This is a genomic window from Streptomyces sp., from assembly GCF_036566765.1.
GTDB lineage: Bacteria > Actinomycetota > Actinomycetes > Streptomycetales > Streptomycetaceae > Streptomyces.
Genome location: NZ_DATCVQ010000192.1, coordinates 16,222 through 37,903 on the forward strand (window position 1 = coordinate 16,222; position 21,682 = coordinate 37,903).

Below are 21,682 nucleotides of genomic sequence, written 5' to 3' on the forward strand. Positions count from 1 at the left end.
CCCTACAGCCTGCTCAGGCTCGCTGCGGCGTAGAGGACGTCTCGGACTGCCTCTCGGTCGCCGTCCTGGCCTGCTGCTGCCTCTTGTGGGGAGATGTGGCCGGCTACCAGCTGGCAGAACTCGACGCCGTCCATGGCTACCTGGGCCACTGAACGCTCTGCCGTGCCCAGGGCTGCGGGGGAGTCGAGGGCGATGTACCAGTGGCCGCCGCCCGAGCCCTCGATCTCCAGGTGGAGGGAGCGGCCCGGGGAGCCCGCGGCGACCAGGTGGCGGGGCGGGGAGGCCAGGCCCGCGCGGCGGCGGTCCGCCAGGGCGGCGGGCAGCAGGCGGGCCGCCAGGTCGATCATGCCGTGCAGGTGCGCTCCGCTCGGCGGCGCGTACGGGTAGTCCACCGCCGTCGCGATGTCGTCGGCGTGCAGCCAGCACTCGAAGGCGCGGTCGAGCAGCGCGTCCTGCAGCGGCAGCGCGAAGTCCCCGTACGGCACCGTGAGGTCCGCCACGCCCCGGCCGGCGAACGACACCGTGCGCACCAGGGTGTGGCTCTGCTCCCGCCACGGGACCCGGATCTTGCGGGTCTGCGGGTAGTGCCCGTCCTTCCAGAACGCCTCCGTGCGCTCCGCCGGCGCGGCACCGGCCGTCCGGGCCAGGGCCCCGAGCGGGTCGTCGAGGCCGAGGGCGCGGGCGACCAGGCCGTCCACGGTGAGCAGATGCCCGATCACCCCGGCGACCGTCGTCCGCCGGGTCACCTGCTGCTCGCCCTCGAACCACTTCAGCCGGACCGGGGCGTGCCATTCCGAGTCGCCGATGTCCCGGAGCAGCGCGTCGAGCCGCGCGGTCTCCGCGTCGTACGAGACGGCCCAGTCGGGCACCGGGATCCGGGCCGGGCGGCGGCCCAGGCAGTTCTCCAGGACCCGGGACCGCAGCATCGGGTCCAGATCGAGGTCGCGGTCCTCGTGCAGCAGCGCCACCGCGTCCCGCAGCCGCAGCGCCTCGTCCGCGCAGGGCGCGCACTCGGTGAGGTGGTCCTCGACGGCCTGCGTCTCCTCCGGCGAGCAGGCCGACAGCGCCCACGCGCCGAGAAGGGACTTCAGCACGAGGTGGGGCAGTGCAAGGGGCGGGGCCTCGACGGCCCCCGGCTCCGCCCGGCCCACGGCGCCCGACAGGTCCGCGTGGTCGTCGGCCGCCTGCCTCGGGCCCGGTATGCGCGGGGCGCGGCCCACCCCGTTCGGGTCGTCCTCGGGGCGGGTCACAGGGCACGTCCGTAACCCGGCGGCGAGGAGCCTTCCAAGCCGCGTGTGTTCGCCGTGGACAGGAGCTGCAGGCCGAGCCGCAGCCGGCGGCGTGCTTCCTCCTCGGTCACCCCGAGGTCCGCCGCCGTCTGCCGGTAGTCGCGGCGCTGCCGGTACGCGAGGTCGAGGGCCGCCCGCAGCGGGGCGGGCATCGAGGTCACGATGTAGTCGGCCCGGGCGGCCACCGACGCGCGGCGCACCTTCTGCTCCAGCTCCTCCGCGGAGCCCTCGCCGGTCTCCGCGAACGCGGCCGCCTCGACCTGGCGCAGCCGGTGCACGGCCTGCCGGCGGGTCAGGTACGCGACCCAGGCGCGCAGATTGCCCTGTTTCGGGTCGTAATCGTCGGGATTCTCCCAGACATAACCGAAGACTTCGCGGGTGATCTGGTCGGCGGCCGCGTCGTCGTGGAGCACCCGGTGGGCGAGGTTGTGGACCAGGGAGGCGTAGCGGTCGTACAGCTCGCCGAGCGCCGCCGCCTCGCCGCGGGCCAGCCGCTGCTGCATCCGACGGTCCCAGCGCGGTGGTGTGTCCTTCGCCATACGAGGCCCTCCCGGCAGCCCTCCCGACCCGACTGTCCCTCGACAGTAATGCGCCGCGCCGACCTGCACCCACCTTTGCACCAAGAGCAACCCGGCCCGGTGAGGGGATGGTAAGGAAAGCGTCATACTGCGCCGAAGGGGTTTCGCCGCCGGAGGACGGGGCAGCGGGAGGGCACAGGAAGGGCATCCTCCGCTTGCCTTCACCTCTGGAAAGGCCCGTACCGTGACGCTCAGAGTCGACGTGGACGAGCAGAGCACCTGGACCGTGCTGCACATCAGCGGCGAACTGGACCTGGCGACCTCGCCGGTGATCCGCAGGCGGGTCCACGACGCCGTGGCCGTCGGCCGGCACGACGTGGTCCTGAACCTGTCCGCCGTGCGGTTCTGCGATTCCAGCGGGGTCGGCGTGCTCATCGCCTCGCGCCGCCTCATGCACTCCTGCCGCGGCCGGCTGCGGCTGATCCTGCCCGCGCAGGGCGCGCCCACGGGCTCGCACGTGAACAAGGTGCTGGCCGCGCTCGGCGTGCGCCGGCTGTTCGACGTGTACGAGGACGTGGCCGCCGCGACCTGCGAGCGGGCCCAGCCGCTGTCCGCATAGTGGGAGCGCGCAGCCGTACCTCTCGGCAGGGCGGCCCTCCGCGTCGTACGCTCCGCTGCATGGACTCCAAGGATGCCGACGCGCTCTACCAACGCCGGATCGCCAACCGGTTCGCCGCCTTCGACCAGGACGGCGACGGCACCATCTCCCGCGAGGACTTCACCACCGCCGCGAAACGCGTGCTCGCCGCCTTCGACGTCCCCTTCCGCTCCGACAAGGGCCAGGCGCTGTGGAGCGGCGCGGAGGCGTTCTGGCAGGGCATGGCCGGGATCGCCGACGTCGACGGTGACCAGCGGGTCAGCCACGAGGAGTTCGTCGGCGGCGCGGCGAAGCGGCTGCACGACCACCCGGAGCGGTTCGCCGAGATCGCCCGCCCGTTCCTGCACGCGCTGCTCGCGGTCGCCGACACCGACGGCGACGGCCGGGCGACGACCGCGGACGTCGAGCGGGTCCTGGTGCTCCTCGGCATCGACCCGCACACGGCCGCGCTGAGCGCCGAGTCCCTCGACACCGACCGCTCCGGCACGGTGGAGGAGGAAGAGGCGATCACCGCCTTCGCCCGGTACTTCATGACGAACTGAGCCGGCGCCGTTCCGGCGTCATGCGCCGTAGCGCTCCCTGAGCTTGTACTTCAGGACCTTGCGCAGCGTCTCGTTGCGCGGCAGGGCGTCGACGACCTCCAGCTGCTCCGGCAGCTTGTGGACGGCGAGGCCCTTGCCTCGCAGGTACGCGCCCAGTTCGGCGAGCGTCAGCTCCGGCGCGCCCTCGGGCTGTTCCACGACCGCGCACACCCGCTCGCCGCGCTCGGCGTCCGGCAGCCCGATCACGGCCGCGTCGCCCACCGCCGGGTGGGTGTGCAGCAGGTCCTCGATCTCCTTGGCCGAGATGTTCTCGCCCTTCCGGATGATGACGTCCTTGATCCGGCCGGTCAGGACGAGATGCCCGCTCTCCGTGAGATGCCCGACGTCCCCGGTGATCAGGAAGCCGTCCTCGTCGAACGCGGCGGCGGTCTGCTCCGGGTCGAGGTAGCCCCTGCAGACGGCCTCGCCGCGCAGCCGTACCTCTCCGTCCTGCGCGATGCGTATCTCCATGCCGGCGGGCGGCCGGCCCTCGGTCGTCGCCAGGTTCTCCGCCGTGTCCTCCGGGTCGCCCATGGTGATCATCGGGACCTCGGTCATGCCGTAGCCGTGGGTCAGTTGGCAGCCCATCTCGCGGACCACGGCGTGGTAGACCTCCGGCGGCTTCGGCGCGCCGCCGCCGGCGAGCAGCCGCAGCGTCGGGATGACCGGTTCGCCGGGCTGCTTGCGCTGCTCGGCGAGGAACATCGAGTAGAAGGCCGTGGAGCCGCCGGCCACGGTGACGCCGTGTTTGCGGTATTCCTCCAGGGCGTCGGGCAGCGCGAATTGTTCGAACATCACGGCCGGGAATCCGTACAGCAGCAGCATCACGGTGTAGTCGGGCCCGGCGATGTGCGCGTACGGGAAGGCCATCGAGCCGACGTCGTCCGGGGTCAGCCGCAGCGCGTGGGCGAGGCAGGAGCCGCCGGCGATGAGGGAGCGGTCGGTGTGCAGCACGCCCTTGGGGTCGGAGGTGGTGCCCGAGGTCCAGTAGATCCAGCGGACCTCCTCGCCGGAGCCGGGCGGCGGCGGCAGCACCGCCGGGTCGCCCTCGGGCAGGGCGTCGTACGCCTCGAAGACCCCGCGCGCGCCGAGCCGCTCGGCCAGCGCGGTGTGGTCGTAGCCCCGCCACACGCCGGGCACGGCGAAGTGCTCGGCGCGAGACTCGCGCAGCGCGAAGCCGACCTCGCGATCCCGGTAGAAGGGGATCACCGGGGACTGCACGGCCCCCAGCCGGGCCAGCGCGAACGAGAGCAGCGCGGTCTCGATCCGGGTGGGCAGCTGCCAGGCGACGACCGTGCCGGGGCGCACCCCCCGGTCGTGCAGTCCGGCGGCCACCCGCTCCGCGCGGTCGCGCAGTTCGCCGAAGGTGAGGGTGCGGTCGCCCTGGAGCAGGACGGGGCGGTCGGGGGTGAGTGCGGCGCGGCGCTCGACGAGCTCCCAGAGCGTGCGGGACTCGCCGAGGGCGTGGGCGGTGTCGGTCACGGCGCTCCCTCGGGTTGCCGGGTTGACCTGACGTTGCGTCAGATCACGCGGAGAGCGTAGGGCTCTGCTCCTTGTCGGTCCAGGGGTGCGGGGCTAGCCTGCGTTCTGACGGGTCATCAGATAAGGGTGGACTACGTGCTCCGGAGGCGTCCCATGACCGAACTGCCGCGGATCGTCAGCGTCGACGACCACGTGATCGAACCGGCCCATCTCTTCGAGACCTGGCTGCCCGCCAAGTACCGGGACCGCGGACCCAAGCCGCTCACCGCCGGCATCGGCGAGCTCGCCTACGTCGCCGGGAAGTACCAGATCACCATGGACCCCGACGGGCCGCCCACCGACTGGTGGATCTACGAGGACCTCAAGTTCCCGTACAAACGCAACATCGCCGCCGTCGGCTTCGACCGCGACGACATGACCCTGGAGGGCATCACCCGGGAGGAGATGCGCCGGGGCTGCTGGGACCCCAAGGCGCGCCTCGCCGACATGGACCTCAACCACGTCGAGGCCTCGCTCTGCTTCCCGACCTTCCCGCGCTTCTGCGGCCAGACCTTCGCCGAGGCGCACGACAAGGAGGTCGCCCTCGCCTGCGTCCGCGCCTACAACGACTGGATGGTCGAGGAATGGTGCGGCGACAGCGGCGGCCGGCTCATCCCGCTCTGCATCATCCCGCTCTGGGACATCGACCTGGCGGTGGCGGAGATCCGGCGCAACGCGGCGCGGGGGGTGCGGGCGGTCACCTTCTCGGAGATCCCCACCCATCTGGGGCTGCCGTCGATCCACTCCGGGTACTGGGACCCGTTCTTCGCCGTGTGCCAGGAGACCGGCACCGTCGTGAACATGCACATCGGGTCGTCCTCGCAGATGCCGGCCGCGTCCCCGGACGCGCCGCCCGCCGTCCAGGCCTCGCTGAGCTTCAACAACGCGATGGCCTCGATGATGGACTTCCTCTTCAGCGGCGTCCTGGTGAAGTTCCCGCGCCTCAAGCTCGCGTACAGCGAGGGCCAGATGGGCTGGATCCCGTACGCCCTCGAACGCGCCGACGACGTGTGGGAGGAGCACCGCGCCTGGGGCGGCGTCCGCGACCTGATCCCCGAGCCGCCGTCCACGTACTACTACCGGCAGATCTTCTGCTGCTTCTTCCGCGACAAGCACGGCATCGCCTCGCTCGACGTCGTCGGCCGCGACAACGCCACCTTCGAGACCGACTACCCGCACGTCGACTCGACCTTCCCGCACACCAAGGAGGTCGCCCTCGACCACGTCAAGGGACTCGACGACGAGACGATCTACAAGCTCATGCGCGGCAACGCCATCCGGATGCTGGGCCTGGACCTCGACTGATGGACCTCACGTACACCCCCGAGGAGGAGGAGTTCCGGGCCCGGCTGCGCGACTGGCTCGCCGCCGCCCTGCCCAAACTGCCACCGCGGCCCGACCCGCTCGACTGGCCGGCCCGCCGCGCGTACGACACCGGCTGGCAGCGGATGCTGTACGACGCCGGGTACGCGGACGTGCATTGGGACGCGTCCCCCACCCAGCGGCTGATCTTCCTGGAGGAGACCGAGCGGGCCGGGGCCCCGTACGTCGGCGCGAACTTCGTCGGACTGCTGCACGCCGGGCCGACGATCGCCGCGGAGGGAACGCCGGAGCAGAAGGAGCGCTGGCTGCCGGGCGTGCTGCGCGGCGACGAGGTGTGGTGCCAGGGCTTCAGTGAGCCCGACGCCGGCTCGGACCTCGCCGCGCTGCGCACCCGGGCGGTCCGGGACGGCGACTGCTACGTGGTGAGCGGCTCCAAGATCTGGACCTCGCACGCCGAGGTCGCCGACTGGTGCGAACTGCTCGTGCGGACGGATCCGGACGCGCCGAAGCACCGGGGGATCAGCTGGCTCGCGATGCCGATGTCCAGCCCGGGCATCACGGTCCGGCCGCTGCGGACGCTGGCCGGCTCCACCGAGTTCGCGGAGATGTTCCTCGACGAGGTGCGGGTGCCGGTCGGCAACCGGGTCGGGGCGGAGAACGACGGCTGGCGGGTCACCATGGTGACCCTGTCGTTCGAGCGCGGGACGGCCTTTGTGGGCGAGGTCGTCGCCTGCCGCCGGGTCCTCGGCGAACTGGCCCGCGCGGCGCGGGAGAACGGGGCCTGGGACGACCCCGTGATCCGTCGCCGGCTCGGGCGGCTGGGCGCCGAGTTCGGCGCGCTGTGGCGGCTCACCCAGTGGAACGTCAGCGAGGCGGAGGCGAGCGGCGGGGTGCCGGGGGTGGGCGGGTCCGTGTTCAAGCTGCGGTACTCGCATGCGCGGCAGGAGCTGTACGACGCGGCCGCGGCGGTCCTTGGGCCGGACGCGCTGGACCTGGGCCGGGAGTGGAATCTGGACCGGCTGTCCTCGCTGTCGTACACGATCGCGGCGGGCACGTCGCAGATCCAGCGGAACATCGTCGCCGAGCGGATACTCGGCTTGCCGAAGGGGCGGTGACCGGCGATGGACTTCCGGCTCACGGAGGATCAGAGGGCGCTGCGGGCGGGGGTACGGGAGTTGCTCGCGCGGCGGTTCCCGCGGGATGCGCTGCGGGCGGCGGTGGAGGGGGACGGGGCGCTGGATCGGGGGCTTTGGCGGGAGCTGGGGGCGGCGGGGTTCTTCGCGCTGCGGCTTCCTGAGGCGGAGGGGGGTGTGGGGCTGGGGCTGCCGGAGGCGGTGCTCGTCTTTGAGGAGGCGGGGCGGGTTTTGTTGCCGGGACCGCTTGTGGCCACGCACTTGGCGGCGGGGGTTGTGCCGGGGGCGGCGGAGGGGGAGGTCGTGGTGACGGCCGTGGACGGGGGGCTGGTGGAGTGGCTGGACGAGGCGGATGTGGTCACCGGTGACGTCGGCGGGGCCGTGCCGGTGCGGTCGGTCGATCCGCTGACGCCGTTGCATCGGGTGCCGTTGCCCACAACGGGGGGTGCGGGGGCGGCGGAACCGCTGCTCACAACGGAAGTGGCGGGGCTTCTTTCTGCTGCTGAGCAGGTCGGTAGTGCCGGCGCCACTGCCGAGATGGCTGTTGCCCATGCCAAGTCGCGTACGCAGTTCGGGGCGGCCATTGGATCCTTCCAGGCTGTCAAGCATCTGTGTGCGGGGATGCTGGTGCGGACCGAGGTGGCTCGGGCTGCTGTGTATGCCGCTGCTGTCACCCGCGATCCCGTCGAGATCGCGGGGGCCAAGCTGCTTGCCGATGAGGCGGCCGTCGCCTGTGCTCGGGACTGTCTGCAGGTGCATGGCGGCATGGGGTTCACCTGGGAGGCCGACGTGCATCTGCATCTGAAGCGGGCCTGGGTGCGCGGGGAGCGGTGGATGTCGGCGGCCGTCGCCGAGGAGACGGTGGCGGCTGCCTTGTGACCGGAACCCGCCTCCGCGCTCACACAGCGTCGATATCGGGTTGTGTCCTTAGGAGGGGCCGTCACGGGCCGGAGTCGTGCCTGCCCTCCGGTACGCTCCGTGGGATGCGAGTGGTTCTCAGCCCGGTACCCGCCGGTGTCGCCCCAGCGGCGGCATCGCTCCCGGGAATGCCCGCCGCTCGCGGCCCGTGGAGGCGTTCTGCGCCCTCCTGTTCGACTCCCCGCAGCGTGCGTCGCACAGTATGCACCACGCGTACTCCTTCGCGCTGGAATATGCCCGAAGCGCTTGTTGCGGTGACTGTACGTCAACCATGCTGTCTCACAAGGGAATCACGTTCCGTGATGACGCCGTTGTCTGTGAGGCGCGAGGCGATGTGTCCGCCGGTTCGGATGGTGTGAGCGGTGCAGGTGCTTCAGGTTCAGTTGGAGGTCGGGCCGGACCCGGCTGAGGTGGGACGCGCCCGGCGCTGGGCCCGTTCGAGGCTCGCCGGTTCGGGCATAGGGGATGACGAGCCGCTGGCCGAGACGCTGGTGCTGCTGATCTCCGAGCTGGTGACCAACGCCGTGGTGCACACGGGCTGTCCGGCCGTGCTGCGGATGCTCTTCGGGGCGGGCGCGACCGAGGCCGGGACGGTGCGGGTGGAGGTCGCCGACACCAGCGACTGCCCGCCGCGGCCGCGGCACGCGGGCGGCGAGGACACCAACGGTCGCGGCCTGGAGCTGGTCGACGGGCTGGCCGACCGGTGGGGCTGGCAGCCCGAGGGCGCCGGCAAGCAGATCTGGTGCGAGGTCGATCGCAGCGCGCCGATGAAATGCGCCGGCGTGCGCGAGTCGAGCGGGTACGACGGGATCGACGCCGGCAGCGTCGTCACGTATCACGCGTAACGGGTAAATCCTCCGTAACCGGTTGACGGGTCGTGCCCGGGTGATCACCCTGGGGTGAGCGATTCGTCGCGAGGGGACGACGAGGGACGCGTCCGTGCAGGCCGCCCTCGACGAGTGCGGGTCGTGGCGGGGTGGCGGCCGTTCCCCCGCAGTGCTCCGCACGCGGGGGGACCCCCATTCGCTGCGCTCGCCGTGCTCGGGGCGCGCATGGGCGTCGCCGCCACCCGGAAGCTCACCGGACACTCACCGGGGCACTCACAGGGCACTCACAGGATCGCGACCGGTGCGACCGGGCTTCCTGTGCCGCCGACGAAGGGCTCGGGCATCGCGGAGATCAGGAACGCATACCTCCGTTCTTGTGCACAGGCTGTGGACAACTTTTCGAGATTCCAGTTCTGGCCCTGCAGCATCCCCATCTCGACCAGGTCGAGCGCGTGCACGGGCAGCCACAGGTTCTCTCTCTCCGGCGGGAAGATCTCGAAGGTCAGGGTGTCGTTCGCGACGGCGGCGACGTCGTGGGCGTGGAACCACTCCGGGGTGCGGATCGAGAGGCCGGGGGAGGGGTACGCGTACCCGTGCTTGTCCCCGGCGAGGTACGTCTGCACCTGCCCGGTCCGTACGAGCACGATGTCGCCGGCCCCGACCGTGACCCCGCCGAACTCGGCGGCCTCGTCGAGGTCCTCCGGTGTCACCGCGTGGTCGCCGGGCAGTCGGTCGAGGCCCTTCGCTGCGGCCACGTCGAGCAGGACGCCGCGGCCGACGACGTGCCGGGCGGTGTGGATGCCGCTGAACTCGGAGCGGCCGTGCGGGGTGATGGAGCCGGCGGGGCGGCCGTTGTAGATCCGGCCGGAGTGCGAGACGTGGGTGAGGGCGTCCCAGTGGGTGGCCGCCTGGAGTCCGAAGGTGACGGCGTCGTCGCTGGTGGCGACGGTGCCGGGGCCGAAGAGCTCCTGGTTGATCTGCACCATGACATGCAGCGGGTTGACGCGGCCGGGGATCATGCCGGTCTGCACGCCGTCCTGCTTCAGGTCCAGGGCGAGGGGGACGCGCAGGCCGGAGCGGACGGTGCGGGCCGCGTTGCGTACGGCCTCGTCGGTGATCAGGTTCAGTGTGCCGATCTCGTCGTCCGCGCCCCAGCGGCCCCAGTTGTTGACGCGTTTGGCGATGTCGTGGAACTCGGCGGGGAGTGCGTCGTTGGCGTCCGGGTGGGACATCGGGCCTCCGGGGTCTTGTTTTCCGGTGTCTGACGGGCCATAGAATCCAGGAGTGCGAATCTAACGGACCGTCAGAAACCTCGGGAAGGGGCCGGGCGTGGGGAACTTCTTGGCAGGCAAGGTCGTCGCCGTCACGGGAGCGGGGCGGGGGATCGGGCGTGCGGTGGCCCTGGCCTGCGCGGCCGAGGGCGCGAAGGTCGTCGTCAACGACTACGGGGTGTCGATCGAGGGCGGTGAGCCGACGTCCGACGTGGCGCTCGGCGTCGTCAAGGAGATCGAGGAGGCCGGCGGTTCGGCCGTCGCGGTCGCCGACGACATCTCGACCATGGCGGGCGGGCAGCGGGTCGTCGACACGGCGCTCGCGGAGTACGGGCGGATCGACGGCGTCGTGTGCGTGGCCGGGATCCTGCGCGAGCGGATGCTGTTCAACATGTCGGAGGAGGAGTGGGACCCGGTGGTGGCCACCCACCTGAAGGGCACCTTCACCGTCTTCCGGGCCGCGTCGGCGGTCATGCGCAAGCAGGGCGGCGGCGCGCTGATCGGCTTCACCAGCGGGAACCATCAGGGGTCCGTGGCGCAGGCGAACTACTCGGCGGCGAAGGGCGGGATCATCTCGCTGGTCCGCAGCGCGGCGCTCGGCCTGCACAAGTACGGGGTGACGGCGAACGCGGTCGCGCCGGTGGCGCGGACGCGGATGTCGGCGAACGTGCCGATGGAGCTGAAGGAGATCGGCGAGCCGGAGGATGTGGCGGCGCTCGTCGTCTACCTGCTCTCGGAGCGGGCTCGGGCGGAACGGATCACGGGGCAGGTCTACACGATCGCCGGCCCGAAGATCGCGGTCTGGGCGCAGCCGAGGGAACTGCGGGCCGGGTACGCGGAGTCGGGCGGGTGGACGCCGGAACGGATCGCGGACTTCCTGCCGGGGACGGTGGGGGTGGACCCGATGCCGCTTCTGACGATGCTGGAGGACATGGCGAAGGCGGCTGCCTCCGGCGACCGCCCCAACGGGTGACCGGACGGCCGGGAGGCTGACGTGGACTTCGCATTCGGGCCCGAGGACGAGGTGTTTCGGGGGGAGGCTCGGGAGTGGCTTGTCGCGCATCCCGCGCCGGTCGGGGATCCGCGCCGGTGGGAGCGGGAGCTCGGGGCAGGTGGGTGGGTCGGGATCGGGTGGGGGGACCCGGCGTATGGGAATCGGTGCGCCTCGCTCACCCAGCAGGTCGTCTGGGCCGAGGAGTATGCGCGGGTCGGTGCGCCCGCGCGGCTTGGGCACATCGGGGAGAACCTGCTCGCGCCTACGCTGCTTGCTCACGGGACCGACGAACAGCGGCGGCGGTTTCTGCCTGGGATCGCGCGGGGCGAGGAGTTGTGGTGCCAGGGGTACTCCGAGCCCGGGGCCGGGTCCGATCTTGCCGGGGTGCGTACCCGGGCCGTGCGGGACGGAGACGTCTATCGCGTCAGCGGGCAGAAGATTTGGACCTCGCTCGCGCTCGATGCCGACTGGTGCTTTGTTCTCGCTCGGACCGAGGAAGGGTCCGTGCGGCATCAGGGACTGTCCTTCCTGCTCGTCGCCATGGATCAGCCCGGGCGGATCGAAGTGCGGCCCATTCGGCAGATGTCGGGGACGAGTGAGTTCAACGAGGTGTTCTTCGACGGGGCCGTCGCCCACGGCCGCGACCTCGTGGGCGGTGAGGGCGGCGGCTGGCGGGTCGCCATGGGGCTGCTCGCCCTGGAGCGCGGGGTGTCCACGCTCGTCCAGCAGATCGGGTTCGCCGGTGAGTTGGAGGACGTTGTCCGGAGCGCCCTGAGCAACGGCGCCTTGCGTGATCCCGTTCTCGCCGATCGGCTCGTGCGGCAGTGGGCCGAGCTGCGCGTCATGCGGTGGAACGCCTTGCGCACACTGGGCCGTACCGACGACCCCGGCGCGCCCAGCGTCGCCAAGCTGCTGTGGGGCGGCTGGCACCGGCGGCTCGGGGAGCTCGCCATGGAGGTGCGCGGCGCGGCCGCGACCACGGGGCCGGTCGCGTGGACCGGCGCGTACGAACTCGACGAACAGCAGCGGATGTTCCTCTTCAGCCGGGCCGACACCATCTACGGCGGCTCCGACGAGATCCAGCGCAACATCATCGCCGAGCGGGTGCTCGGCCTGCCGAGGGAAGCGAAGGAGACCCTATGAGAGGCGTCGTGTTCGACGGCACGCAGGCCCAGGTCGTCGACGACCTGGAGATACGCGACCCCGGCCCCGGCGAGGTGCTGGTGGCGATCGCCGCCGCGGGGCTGTGCCACAGCGACCTGTCCGTGATCGACGGGACCATCCCGTTCCCCGCGCCGGTCGTCCTCGGCCACGAGGGCGCGGGGGTCGTCGAGGCCGTCGGCGCGGGCGTCACGCACGTCGCGCCCGGCGACCACGTCGCCCTGTCGACCCTCGCGAGCTGCGGCGCGTGCGCCGACTGCGACCGGGGCCGGCCGACGATGTGCCGCAAGGCGATCGGCATGCCCGGGCAGCCGTTCTCCCGGGGCGGGAAGCCGCTCTTCCAGTTCGCCTCCAACTCGGCGTTCGCGGAGCGGACGATCGTCAAGGCCGTCCAGGCCGTGAAGATCCCCGCCGAGATCCCGCTGACCTCCGCCGCGTTGATGGGCTGCGGCGTCCTCACCGGCGTCGGCGCCGTACTCAACCGCGCGAAGGTCGACCGCGGCGACACCGTCGTCGTCATCGGCACCGGCGGGATCGGCCTCAACGTCCTGCAGGGCGCGCGGCTGGCCGCCGCCTCCACGATCGTCGCCGTCGACACCAACCCGGCGAAGGAGGAGGTCGCCCGGCAGTTCGGCGCGACGCACTTCCTCCCCTCCGCCGACGCCGTACGGGACGTCCTGCCGACCGGCGCCGACCACGTCTTCGAGTGCGTCGGCCACACCGGGCTCGTCCGGCAGGCGATCGACCTGCTCGACCGGCACGGCCAGGCGATCCTGCTCGGCATGACCCGGCCGACCGCCGAGGCGACGTTCCTGCCCGCCGCGATGTTCCTGGACAAGTCGATCCTCGGCTGCCGGTACGGCTCCTCCCGGCCGCAGCGCGACCTCGCCCTGTACGCCGACCTGTATCTCCAGGGGCGGCTGCTGCTCGACGAACTCGTCACCGAGACCTACCAGGTGGAGGACTTCGCCAAGGCCGCCGACGACGCCCACCACGGCCGGGTCGCGCGCGGGGTGCTCACCTTCTGACGGCGTGCGGCGCGGCGTGCGCGGGGGGAGACTGGGTGTGTAGCGCGGCCGGGGACGATCGAGCCTGTTTTCCAGGTCCGATCGAGGAGTTCCCATGGACGGCACGGCACTGGACACCCTGCGCGAGGCGCTGCGCGGCGAGGTCATCGGACCGCAGGACGAGGGCTACGACGAGGCCCGCTCGATCTACAACGCGATGGTGGACAAACGTCCGGCCGCGATCGTGCAGGCCGCCGACACGTCGGACGTCTGGACGACCGTGCGGTTCGCCCGCGAGAACGGGGTGCCGTTCGGGGTCATGGGCGGCGGCCACAGCGGGGCCGGCCTCGGCCTGGTCGAGGGCGGCCTCACGCTCGACCTGTCCGTCGGACTGCGCTGGGTCCACGTCGACCCGGCGGCCCGGACCGCCCTGGTGGGCGGCGGCTCGCAGCTCGGCGACCTCGACCACGAGGCGCACGGCTTCGGCCTGGCGACCCCCGCCGGGATCATGTCGACCACCGGCGTGGGCGGGCTGACCCTCGGCGGCGGTCACGGCCATCTGACCCGCGCGTACGGCCTGACCGTGGACAACCTGCTGGCCGCGGACGTGGTTCTCGCCGACGGCTCGTTCGTCAAGGCGTCGCAGGAGGAGCACCCCGAGCTGTTCTGGGCGCTGCGCGGGGGCGGCGGGAACTTCGGGGTGGTGACCTCGTTCACGTACCGGCTGCATCCGGTGGACACCGTCGGCCTCGCCGTGACGGTGTGGGCGCCGGAGCACATCGGTGAGGTGGCGCGCTGGTACCGGGAGTTCCTGCCCGCGGCGCCGCGCGACCTCAACGGCTTCTTCGCCACCCTCGTCATCGCCCCGGCGCCGCCGTTCCCGGAGGAGCTGTGGGGGCAGAAGATGTGCGGCGTGGTGTGGTGCTACACCGGCGAGAACCCGGACGAGGACCGGTTGACCGAGGTGTTCGCCGCGGTGAACGAGCCGGCCCCGCCGGCCTTCCACTTCGCGACGCCCATCCCCTACCCGGCGCTGCAGGCCATGTTCGACCAACTGATCCCGAAGGGGTTGCAGTGGTACTGGCGCGGCGACTTCTTCGACCGGATCACCGACGAGTCGGTCGACGTGCACGCCTCGTTCCTCGACAGCATCCCCACCGACCTGTCGACGATGCACCTGTACCCCGTCGACGGCGCGGCGCACGACGTCGGCGCGGACGACACGGCCTGGGCGTACCGGGACGCGACCTGGTCCGGGGTGATCGGCGGGATCGGCCCCGAGCCCGCGGACGCGGACGCCGTGAAGCGGTGGGCCGTGGACTACTGGGACGCGCTGCACCCGCAGTCGATGGGCGGCGCGTACGTGAACTTCATCGGCGCGGACGAAGGGCAGGAGCGGGTCCGGGCCACGTACCGCGGCCACTACGACCGGCTCGCGCGGATCAAGCGCACGTACGATCCGGACAACTTCTTCCGCGCGACGCAGGACATCCTGCCTGCGGCCGAGTAGTCGGGCGTCAGGCCGGGGATGCCGTGCGGAACGTGCGGCGGTACGCGGTCGGGGTGACGCCGATGGCCGTCTGGAGGTGGACCCGCAGGGACTGGGGGGTGCCGAAGCCGGCGTCCCGGGCGACCTGGTCGACCGGGAGGTCCGTCGACTCCAGCAGGTGACGGGCCCGCTCCACGCGCTGCTGGGTGAGCCACTGGCCCGGGCTGACGCCGACCTCCTCGCGGAAGCGGCGGGTGAAGGTCCGGACGCTCATCGCCTCGCGCACCGCCAGGTCGCGCAGTTGGATCGGCTCGTGCAGATGCGCCAGCGCCCACGCCCGGGCGCTCGTGGTGGTGGCGGCGCCCGCCTCGGGGACGGGGCGGGCGATGTACTGGGCCTGGCCGCCGTCCCGGTGCGGCGGGACGACCGTCCGGCGGGCCACCTCGTTCGCGACGGCCGTGCCGTGGTCCTTGCGGACGATGTGCAGGCACAGGTCGAGGCCGGCCGCGACGCCCGCCGAGGTCAGCACGTCCCCGTCGTCGACGAACAGGACGTCCGCGTCGACCTCGACCGCCGGGAACAGCCGCTGGAAGTGTTCCGCGGAGGCCCAGTGCGTGGTGGCCCGGCGACCGTCGAGGTAGCCGGCGGCGGCCAGCACGTACCCGCCGGTGCAGATCGAGACCAGGCGGGCGCCGGGCCGGATGTGCGCGAGCGCCGCGGCGAGCTCGTCGGTCAGCCTGCCCTCCTCGTAGACCGGCCCCAGCTCCCAGGACGCCGGGACGACGACCGTGTCCGCCGTCGCCAGCGCCTCCGGGCCGTGCTCCACGTCGACGGCGAAGTCCGCGTCCGTCCGGACCCGGCCGGCGACCGGGGCGCAGGTGACGATCTCGTACAGGGGCCGGCCCGCGGCGTCCTTGGCGCGGCCGAAGATGCGGTGCGGGATGCCGAGTTCGAAGGGCAGCAGTCCGTGCAGCGCGAGGACGGCGACGCGGTGCGGCCGGTACGGCCGGGGCTCCTGCTGCGCGAGCTGCGGCATGGCGCGTTCCCTCCTCGGTGGATGTCGGGCCCGGTCCGTGGCCCGATCCATGTTAAAGCTGGCACTCGGGCCAATGGTAGACAGGCCGAAGCGCCGCCATGCTCATGACGTGGCACAGACAACCGAGACCCCCGAGACCTCCGCCCCGATCCGTCCCCCCGCCCGAAGCCGTCGCGTCCACCGCGCCTGGTTCGTCGCGGCGGTCGCGTTCGTCACGATCATCGGCGCGGCCGCCTTCCGCTCCCTGCCGAGTCTCCTGATCGACCCGCTGCACCAGGAGTTCGGCTGGTCGCGCGGCACGATCGGGCTCGCCGTCTCCATCAACCTCGCGCTGTACGGGCTCACCGCGCCGTTCGCCGCCGCGCTGATGGACAAGTACGGCATCCGGAAGGTCGTCGCCGTCGCGCTCACGATCATCGCCGTCGGCTCCGGGCTCACCGTGTGGATGACGGCGGCCTGGCAGCTGCTGCTCTGCTGGGGCCTGCTCGTCGGCCTCGGCACCGGCTCGATGGCGCTGGCCTTCGCCGCGACGGTCACCAACCGCTGGTTCACCGAGCGCCGCGGTCTGGTCACCGGCATCCTGACCGCCGCGGCCGCCTCCGGCCAGCTGATCTTCCTGCCGCTGCTGTCCTGGATCGTGCAGGAGCACCACTGGCGTCCGGCCGCCGTCACCGTCGCGCTCGCCGCCCTCGCCGTCGTCCCGTTCGTCTGGCTGCTGCTGCGCGACCACCCGGCTGACGTGGGGCTCGCCCCGTACGGCGCGAAGGAGTTCGTCCCGAAGCCGCCGCCGGTGCAGGGTGCGGCTCGCCGTACGGTCGCGGTCCTCCTGAAGGCCGTGCGGACCGGGCCGTTCTGGCTGCTCGCCGGCACGTTCGCGATCTGCGGCGCGTCGACGAACGGCCTGGTCCAGACGCACTTCGTGCCCGCCGCGCACGACCACGGCATGCCCATCACGGCGGCCGCCTCGCTGCTCGCCGTGATCGGCGTGTTCGACGTCGTCGGCACGATCGCGTCCGGCTGGTTCACCGACCGCTTCGACGCGCGCCGGCTGCTCGCCGTGTACTACGCGCTGCGCGGCGTCTCGCTGCTCTTCCTGCCGATGCTGCTGGCGCCGTCGGTTCACCCGCCGATGGTCTTCTTCATCGTGTTCTACGGCCTGGACTGGGTGGCCACCGTGCCGCCGACGATCGCCCTGTGCCGCGAGCACTACGGCGAGGACAGCGCGATCGTCTTCGGCTGGGTCCTCGCCTCCCACCAGGTCGGCGCGGCCGTCGTCGCCTTCGCGGGCGGCGTGGCGCGGGACGCGTTCGGCTCGTACGACGTGGTCTGGTACGCCTCCGGCGCGCTGTGCGCGGCGGCGGCGCTGATGGCGCTGGTGATCCGGCGTCGGGGGGCCGGGGCGAGGCCCTAGGGGACCCGGTGGTGGCGGCCCGTCCCGCGTGGAGGAGGATGCGGGGCGGGAGGGGATTTGAATGCGTTCAGAATTCAAGGCGGTGCAGGGCCGGTTCGGCGCGGTGCTGACGGCGTCGATGTCCGTGCTGTTCGTCGAGGCCGTGATCGGCATGATGGCGCTGGTGGTGTTCGGCTGGACCCAGGAGAGCCCCGGCGCGGGCTACAACGCGATGAACGCCTTCTTCCTGGTGCTGCTCGTGCCCGTGCTCGCGGTGGTCGGGGCGGTCGTCGGGGCGCTGGTGTCCGTCGGCGCCGTGATGCCGCTGCTCGTGGCGGCGGGTTGGCTGGGCCGCCTGGTCACCGGGCGGGCGGACTGGTGGTGGGCGCCGGCGGTGGCGGCCGGGGTCGTCGTCGTACCGGTCTTCGGCGGGGCGCTGGTCGTGGAGGCCGGTCCGCTGGGGGCGCTGGGGGCGTGGCTCGCGGCCACGGCGGCGCTCGCAGCCCCCGCGCTGGTCGCCCGCCGGCTGCTGCTCCCGGACCGGCGCGCCGTCACCGGGGGCGCGATGTTCGGGTGGGTGACGCTGTACGGGACGCTCGCCGTCGTCACGACCTTCACGCTGCTGGGCGGGGGCCTGTACACCGGGATCATCGAGGAGTACCGGCCGCCGCAGCTGTCCGCGGAGCGGGTCGCGGGGACGTGGTCCGACGACGAGGGCGGCACGCTCACCCTCGCGCCGGACGGCACGGCGACGCTGGCCGGCGTCGCGACGTACGACTTCGAAGACTTCAGCCACCCCGAGCTGCACCACTGCTCCGGTGTCGGCAGGTGGACGTACGACCCGGGCGAGAACCCGTGGGACCAGGAGGTGGAGGTGTCGGCGGGCGCGTGCGAGCTCCCGGCCTGGTCCGTGATGGGGAGCCCGGAGCGGCCGAAGCTGTACTACTACATCGGCGACCCGGACGCCTGGAACCTGTCCGTGCTGGAGCGCCGGTCCTAAGTGCCCCGCAGCTGTCCGGCGAGTTGAAGCGCGCCTGGCCGCTCGTCGGGTGAGACGGAAAGCGCGGTCCGCAGGACGTCGAGGAGGGCCGGCCACCGTACCGGACTCATCGCATCGGATCGGCCCTCCGGGCCGCCGCGATGAGCATCGCCGCCGGGATCAGGGCCAGCGGGAAGGGCGACGGCAGCAGGATGAGGCCGGTCACCACCGCCCAGGCCGCGAGCCCCCAACCGACGTAGGCCGGTACCGGTATGCCCGTCCGCGCGAGGCGGGCCACCAGGAGGCCCAGCAACAGCAGCGGCAGGCCGAAGCTGCCCGGTACGGCCCAGAACGCGCCGAGCGCCGGCGGCAGCGCGTGGAGCCGGTCGGCCGGCAGGGCGACCAGGGCTCCGTCCAGCCACTCGGGCATCCGGTCCCGGATCAGGAGGCCGTTGATCAGCAGGTGGGCCGCGCCCAGGAAGGCCAGGATGCGGCCCGCCCAGCGCGTGGTGTTGCTCGGCGTGTTTCCCGTGGTGCTTCCCGTGGTGTTCGTCGTCATCGCTTCCCCCAGCCGTGCTTAACGAAACTCATAGTTTCGTAACTGCCGGTTCCGTATCATGGCGCCATGCGAGACGGAGAGCAACGGCTGGGGCGGCCCCGTGACGCCCGGATCGGCGAGGCGGTCGTCGCGGCGACGCGCGAGCTGCTGGCGGAGCGCGGGTACGCGGGGCTGACGGTGGACGCGGTCGCGGCCCGCGCCGGCGTCGGCAAGGCGGCCATCTACCGGCGCTTCGAGACGAAGCAGGAGATGGCCTTCGCGGCGGTCGTGCACGATCTGACGCTGCCCCCGTCCCGGGACACCGGCTCGCTCGCGGGTGACCTGGCCGTGCTCCTGGGGGAGATCGTCGCGAGCACCGCCGCGCCCGCGCCGCGCGCCGTGCTGCCCGCGATCCTCGTCGAGATGGACGCGGACGCCGCCCTCGCGGACCGGTTCCGGCGCACCTTCCTCGCCCGCGAGCAGGCGGGCATCCGCGCGCTGCTCGAACGGGCCGTCGTACGCGGTGAGCTGGCTGGCCTCCCGGACGTCGAACTCGCCCACGCCCTGCTGGCCGGGCCGGTCTTCGCCTGCGTGTTCCTGCTGGGCCGGGCCGAGGCCGGGGCGTCGCGGGAGCTGGTCGCCGCCCTCGTCCCGCCCGTGGCGGCGGCGCTCGCCGCGCTCGCCGCCTCCTAGCTAGACCGTGAAGCGGCCGAAGCGGCCGCGGTGGAACAGGAGCGGCGCGCCCTCGGCCTCCGCGCCGAGGGCCTCGACCGTGCCGACGACGATCAGGTGGTCGCCGCCGGTGTGGACGGTGCGGATCGTGCAGTCGATCCAGGCGGGCGCGCCCGCGAGCCGGGGCGCGCCCGTGACCGGGGCGGGGGCGTGGTCGACGCCGGCGAACTTGTCCGCGCCGCTCACCGCGAACGCCCGGCACAGCTCGCCCTGCTCCGCGCCGAGCACGTTCACGCAGAACGTGCCCGCGCGGGCGATCCGCGGCCAGGTCGTCGACGTACGGGCGACCATGAACGCGACGAGCGGCGGGTCGAGGGAGAGCGAGGCGAAGGACTGGCAGGCGAAGCCCGCCGGTCCGTCCTCGTCCCGCGCCGCGATGATCGTCACCCCGCTCGCGAAGTTCCCGAGGACGCGGCGGAACTCGGCCGGGTCGACGGGCGCGCGCTCGTCGTCCCGCACGGCGCGCAGTTCCGGGCGCGGCAGCGTCTCGACGCCCGTCGGGGCCCCGACCGACCGGAGGTATCGGACGGCGGTGGCCGCCATCCCAGCGTGTCCCATCACATCACCCATTGAAACTGACGGGTCATCAGATGGGAAGCCCCGCGGAGGGCCGGAAAGCCCTGCGTAGAGTGGCGCGCATGTTCGTCAAAGTCTGTGGGCTGCGCACCGAGCGCGACGTCGACGTCGCCGTCGAGGCCGGTGCCGACGCCATCGGGTTCGTCTTCGCCGAGAGCCCGCGCCGCGTCGACGCCGACACCGCGGCCCGTCTCGCCGCGCGCGTGCCGGACGGGATCCTGACCGTCGGCGTCTTCCGCGACCAGCCGCTGGACGACGTACGCGCCCTGGTCGAGGCCACCGGCGTACGCGCTGTCCAGCTGCACGGCCACGAGGACCTCGCGTACTTCGAGGCCGTACGCGCCTTCCTGCCCGCCGGCCGGACCCTGATCCGCGCCGCGTCCGTGCGTGACGAGGCCCCCGGGCACGGGGAGCGCGGCGAGGACGTCCTGCTGCTCGACGCCCCGGTCCCCGGCGCGGGCGAGACCTGGGACCTCACCGGCAAGCGGCTCCCCGGACCGGACGTCCGCTGGCTCCTGGCCGGCGGCCTCACCCCGCGGAACGTCGGCGCGGCGATCCGTGCGGCCCGCCCCTGGGGCGTGGACGTGTCCAGCGGGATCGAGTCGAGCCGCGGCGTGAAGGACCCGGATCTGATCCGGGCCTTCTTGGCGGCGGCCCGCGCGGAGGTCTAGGGCCTGTCTCCGGGGTGATCGGGGCTTTCTTCAATTGCCCGCGCCACTTTGGGGAGTTGGACTACCTTTCCCCTGTGGATCAGTTGACCGGCCAAGACCCCACCCATATCGGCGCCTACCGTCTCATCGCTCGGCTGGGCGCGGGCGGCATGGGCCTGGTCTATCTGGGGCGTTCCGAGGGCGGCCGCACCGTGGCCGTGAAGGTCGTCCAGGCCGAACACGCCGAGAACCCCGAGTTCCGCAGACGCTTCGCCCGCGAAGTGGCCGCCGCCCGGCGGGTGGGCGGCGACTGGACGGCGGCGGTGCTCGACGCCGACCCGGAGGCCGCCGTGCCCTGGGTGGCGACCCAGTACATCCCGGGGCCGGACCTGACCACGGTGGTCGCCAAGGACTTCGGGCCGCTGCCCGAGCACTCCGTGAGCACCCTCGCCAACCGCCTCGCCCTGGCCCTGCGGGCCGTGCACGACGCGGGGCTGATCCACCGCGACCTGAAGCCGTCGAACGTCCTGGTCACCGTCGACGGCCCGCGCGTCATCGACTTCGGCATCGCGCGGGCGATGGACAGCCTCGCCGGCGACAGCCTGCACACCCGCACCGGCATGCTGATCGGCTCGCCCGGCTTCATGTCGCCGGAACAGGTCCGCGGCCTCGAACTCACCCCCGCCAGCGATGTCTTCTGCCTGGGCGCCGTGCTGGTGTACGCGGCCACCGGACGCCTCCTCTTCGGCGCCACCGACACCGGTCTGAACGCCCACCTCTTCCGGATCGCCGAGGAGGAGCCGGACCTGACCGGCGTACCGGAGTCGCTGGTCGGTCTCGTACGGGAATGCCTGCACAAGGACCCCGCCCAGCGGCCCACCCCGCAGCAGGTCGCCGAGCGCACGACGACGGACCGGGCGGAGGAGTGGCTGCCGGGGGCGGTGCTCGCGCAACTCGGGCGGCACGCGGCCCAGTTGCTGGACTACGCCCCGGCGGAGCCGACGCCTGCGGCCGCCCCGGACCCGCGCGTCGGGCTGGCCAAGGCCGCCACAGCGGCGGCCGCGGTGCCGCCGCCGCCCGCGTACGCGCCG

22 protein-coding genes are annotated in these 21,682 nt (G+C 72.6%); 15 read left to right on the forward strand and 7 right to left on the reverse strand.

Going from position 1 to position 21,682, the window contains the following annotated elements:
* Nucleotides 1-2: 2 nt before the first annotated feature.
* Together VIU94_RS10685 and VIU94_RS10690 are read right to left on the reverse strand one after the other, a co-directional pair.
* Nucleotides 3-1,250 (reverse strand): zf-HC2 domain-containing protein, encoded by a 1,248-nt coding sequence (locus VIU94_RS10685; RefSeq protein WP_331910045.1) that lies wholly within the window; start codon nt 1,248-1,250, stop codon nt 3-5.
* Entirely contained in the window at nt 1,247-1,828 is a 582-nt protein-coding gene (locus tag VIU94_RS10690) for a sigma-70 family RNA polymerase sigma factor (protein ID WP_331910047.1), read from the reverse strand. Before VIU94_RS10690 ends, VIU94_RS10685 begins: the two co-directional genes overlap by 4 nt.
* 223 nt (nt 1,829-2,051) lie before the next feature.
* Here VIU94_RS10690 and VIU94_RS10695 point away from each other — a divergent pair, with 223 nt between their 5' ends.
* Both VIU94_RS10695 and VIU94_RS10700 read left to right on the forward strand, forming a co-directional pair.
* Nucleotides 2,052-2,426 carry an STAS domain-containing protein gene (locus VIU94_RS10695; RefSeq protein WP_331910049.1) on the forward strand — a complete coding sequence of 125 codons (375 nt, stop codon included), beginning with the start codon at nt 2,052-2,054 and terminating at the stop codon, nt 2,424-2,426.
* A 59-nt stretch (nt 2,427-2,485) separates the two neighbouring features.
* Nucleotides 2,486-3,007: an EF-hand domain-containing protein gene (locus VIU94_RS10700; protein ID WP_331910051.1), complete on the forward strand. Its 522-nt coding sequence runs from the start codon at nt 2,486-2,488 to the stop codon at nt 3,005-3,007.
* An 18-nt stretch (nt 3,008-3,025) separates the two neighbouring features.
* Here the strand turns inward: VIU94_RS10700 and VIU94_RS10705 are convergent, their stop codons facing one another.
* The gene (locus VIU94_RS10705; RefSeq protein WP_331910053.1) at nt 3,026-4,528 is read right to left on the reverse strand and encodes a class I adenylate-forming enzyme family protein; all 1,503 of its coding nucleotides are present in this window, start codon (nt 4,526-4,528) and stop codon (nt 3,026-3,028) included.
* A gap of 153 nt (nt 4,529-4,681) precedes the next feature.
* Between VIU94_RS10705 and VIU94_RS10710 the strand changes: the two genes are divergently transcribed.
* The 4 genes from VIU94_RS10710 to VIU94_RS10725 all read left to right on the forward strand — a co-directional run bounded on the left by VIU94_RS10710 (nt 4,682) and on the right by VIU94_RS10725 (nt 8,786).
* Nucleotides 4,682-5,872, forward strand: a complete 1,191-nt coding sequence (locus VIU94_RS10710) for an amidohydrolase family protein (RefSeq protein ID WP_331910055.1) — start codon at nt 4,682-4,684, stop codon at nt 5,870-5,872.
* Nucleotides 5,872-7,005 carry an acyl-CoA dehydrogenase family protein gene (locus VIU94_RS10715; protein ID WP_331910057.1) on the forward strand — a complete coding sequence of 378 codons (1,134 nt, stop codon included), beginning with the start codon at nt 5,872-5,874 and terminating at the stop codon, nt 7,003-7,005. Before VIU94_RS10710 ends, VIU94_RS10715 begins: the two co-directional genes overlap by 1 nt.
* Nucleotides 7,006-7,011: 6 nt before the next feature.
* Nucleotides 7,012-7,902, forward strand: coding sequence for an acyl-CoA dehydrogenase family protein (locus tag VIU94_RS10720; protein ID WP_331910059.1), 891 nt, complete (start codon nt 7,012-7,014; stop codon nt 7,900-7,902).
* Between the two features lie 401 nt (nt 7,903-8,303).
* Nucleotides 8,304-8,786 (forward strand): ATP-binding protein, encoded by a 483-nt coding sequence (locus VIU94_RS10725; protein WP_331910061.1) that lies wholly within the window; start codon nt 8,304-8,306, stop codon nt 8,784-8,786.
* A 266-nt stretch (nt 8,787-9,052) separates the two neighbouring features.
* Here the strand turns inward: VIU94_RS10725 and VIU94_RS10730 are convergent, their stop codons facing one another.
* The gene (locus tag VIU94_RS10730) at nt 9,053-10,000 is read right to left on the reverse strand and encodes a cyclase family protein (RefSeq protein WP_331910063.1); all 948 of its coding nucleotides are present in this window, start codon (nt 9,998-10,000) and stop codon (nt 9,053-9,055) included.
* Nucleotides 10,001-10,097: 97 nt separating this feature from the next.
* Between VIU94_RS10730 and VIU94_RS10735 the strand changes: the two genes are divergently transcribed.
* The 4 genes from VIU94_RS10735 (at nt 10,098) to VIU94_RS10750 (ending at nt 14,711) form a co-directional block, all read left to right on the forward strand.
* Nucleotides 10,098-11,012, forward strand: a complete 915-nt coding sequence (locus VIU94_RS10735; protein WP_331910065.1) for an SDR family oxidoreductase — start codon at nt 10,098-10,100, stop codon at nt 11,010-11,012.
* A 21-nt stretch (nt 11,013-11,033) separates the two neighbouring features.
* Nucleotides 11,034-12,176: an acyl-CoA dehydrogenase family protein gene (locus tag VIU94_RS10740; RefSeq protein ID WP_331910067.1), complete on the forward strand. Its 1,143-nt coding sequence runs from the start codon at nt 11,034-11,036 to the stop codon at nt 12,174-12,176.
* Nucleotides 12,173-13,222 carry a Zn-dependent alcohol dehydrogenase gene (locus tag VIU94_RS10745; protein WP_331910069.1) on the forward strand — a complete coding sequence of 350 codons (1,050 nt, stop codon included), beginning with the start codon at nt 12,173-12,175 and terminating at the stop codon, nt 13,220-13,222. The genes VIU94_RS10740 and VIU94_RS10745 overlap by 4 nt, the downstream gene beginning before the upstream one ends.
* Nucleotides 13,223-13,316: 94 nt before the next feature.
* The gene (locus VIU94_RS10750) at nt 13,317-14,711 is read left to right on the forward strand and encodes an FAD-binding oxidoreductase (protein ID WP_331910071.1); all 1,395 of its coding nucleotides are present in this window, start codon (nt 13,317-13,319) and stop codon (nt 14,709-14,711) included.
* A gap of 7 nt (nt 14,712-14,718) precedes the next feature.
* Here VIU94_RS10750 and VIU94_RS10755 read toward each other — a convergent pair whose 3' ends face one another.
* Nucleotides 14,719-15,726, reverse strand: coding sequence for a GlxA family transcriptional regulator (locus VIU94_RS10755; protein ID WP_331910073.1), 1,008 nt, complete (start codon nt 15,724-15,726; stop codon nt 14,719-14,721).
* A gap of 109 nt (nt 15,727-15,835) precedes the next feature.
* Between VIU94_RS10755 and VIU94_RS10760 the strand changes: the two genes are divergently transcribed.
* Nucleotides 15,836-17,137 (forward strand): MFS transporter, encoded by a 1,302-nt coding sequence (locus VIU94_RS10760; RefSeq protein WP_331910075.1) that lies wholly within the window; start codon nt 15,836-15,838, stop codon nt 17,135-17,137.
* A 61-nt stretch (nt 17,138-17,198) separates the two neighbouring features.
* Entirely contained in the window at nt 17,199-18,116 is a 918-nt protein-coding gene (locus VIU94_RS10765) for a hypothetical protein (protein WP_331910077.1), read from the forward strand.
* Nucleotides 18,117-18,222: 106 nt separating this feature from the next.
* Here the strand turns inward: VIU94_RS10765 and VIU94_RS10770 are convergent, their stop codons facing one another.
* Nucleotides 18,223-18,654, reverse strand: a complete 432-nt coding sequence (locus tag VIU94_RS10770; RefSeq protein WP_331910079.1) for a DUF6463 family protein — start codon at nt 18,652-18,654, stop codon at nt 18,223-18,225.
* 66 nt (nt 18,655-18,720) lie between these two features.
* Here VIU94_RS10770 and VIU94_RS10775 point away from each other — a divergent pair, with 66 nt between their 5' ends.
* On the forward strand, nt 18,721-19,326 hold the full coding sequence (locus tag VIU94_RS10775) for a TetR/AcrR family transcriptional regulator (protein WP_331910081.1): 606 nt from the start codon (nt 18,721-18,723) through the stop codon (nt 19,324-19,326).
* Here VIU94_RS10775 and VIU94_RS10780 read toward each other — a convergent pair whose 3' ends face one another.
* The gene (locus VIU94_RS10780; protein ID WP_331910083.1) at nt 19,327-19,923 is read right to left on the reverse strand and encodes a flavin reductase family protein; all 597 of its coding nucleotides are present in this window, start codon (nt 19,921-19,923) and stop codon (nt 19,327-19,329) included.
* A gap of 80 nt (nt 19,924-20,003) precedes the next feature.
* On the opposite strand from VIU94_RS10780, the gene VIU94_RS10785 reads away from it, so the two are divergent.
* Both VIU94_RS10785 and VIU94_RS10790 read left to right on the forward strand, forming a co-directional pair.
* Nucleotides 20,004-20,612 carry a phosphoribosylanthranilate isomerase gene (locus VIU94_RS10785; protein WP_331910085.1) on the forward strand — a complete coding sequence of 203 codons (609 nt, stop codon included), beginning with the start codon at nt 20,004-20,006 and terminating at the stop codon, nt 20,610-20,612.
* A gap of 74 nt (nt 20,613-20,686) precedes the next feature.
* On the forward strand, nt 20,687-21,682 hold a 996-nt coding region (locus VIU94_RS10790; RefSeq protein WP_331910087.1), incomplete at its 3' end, for a serine/threonine-protein kinase.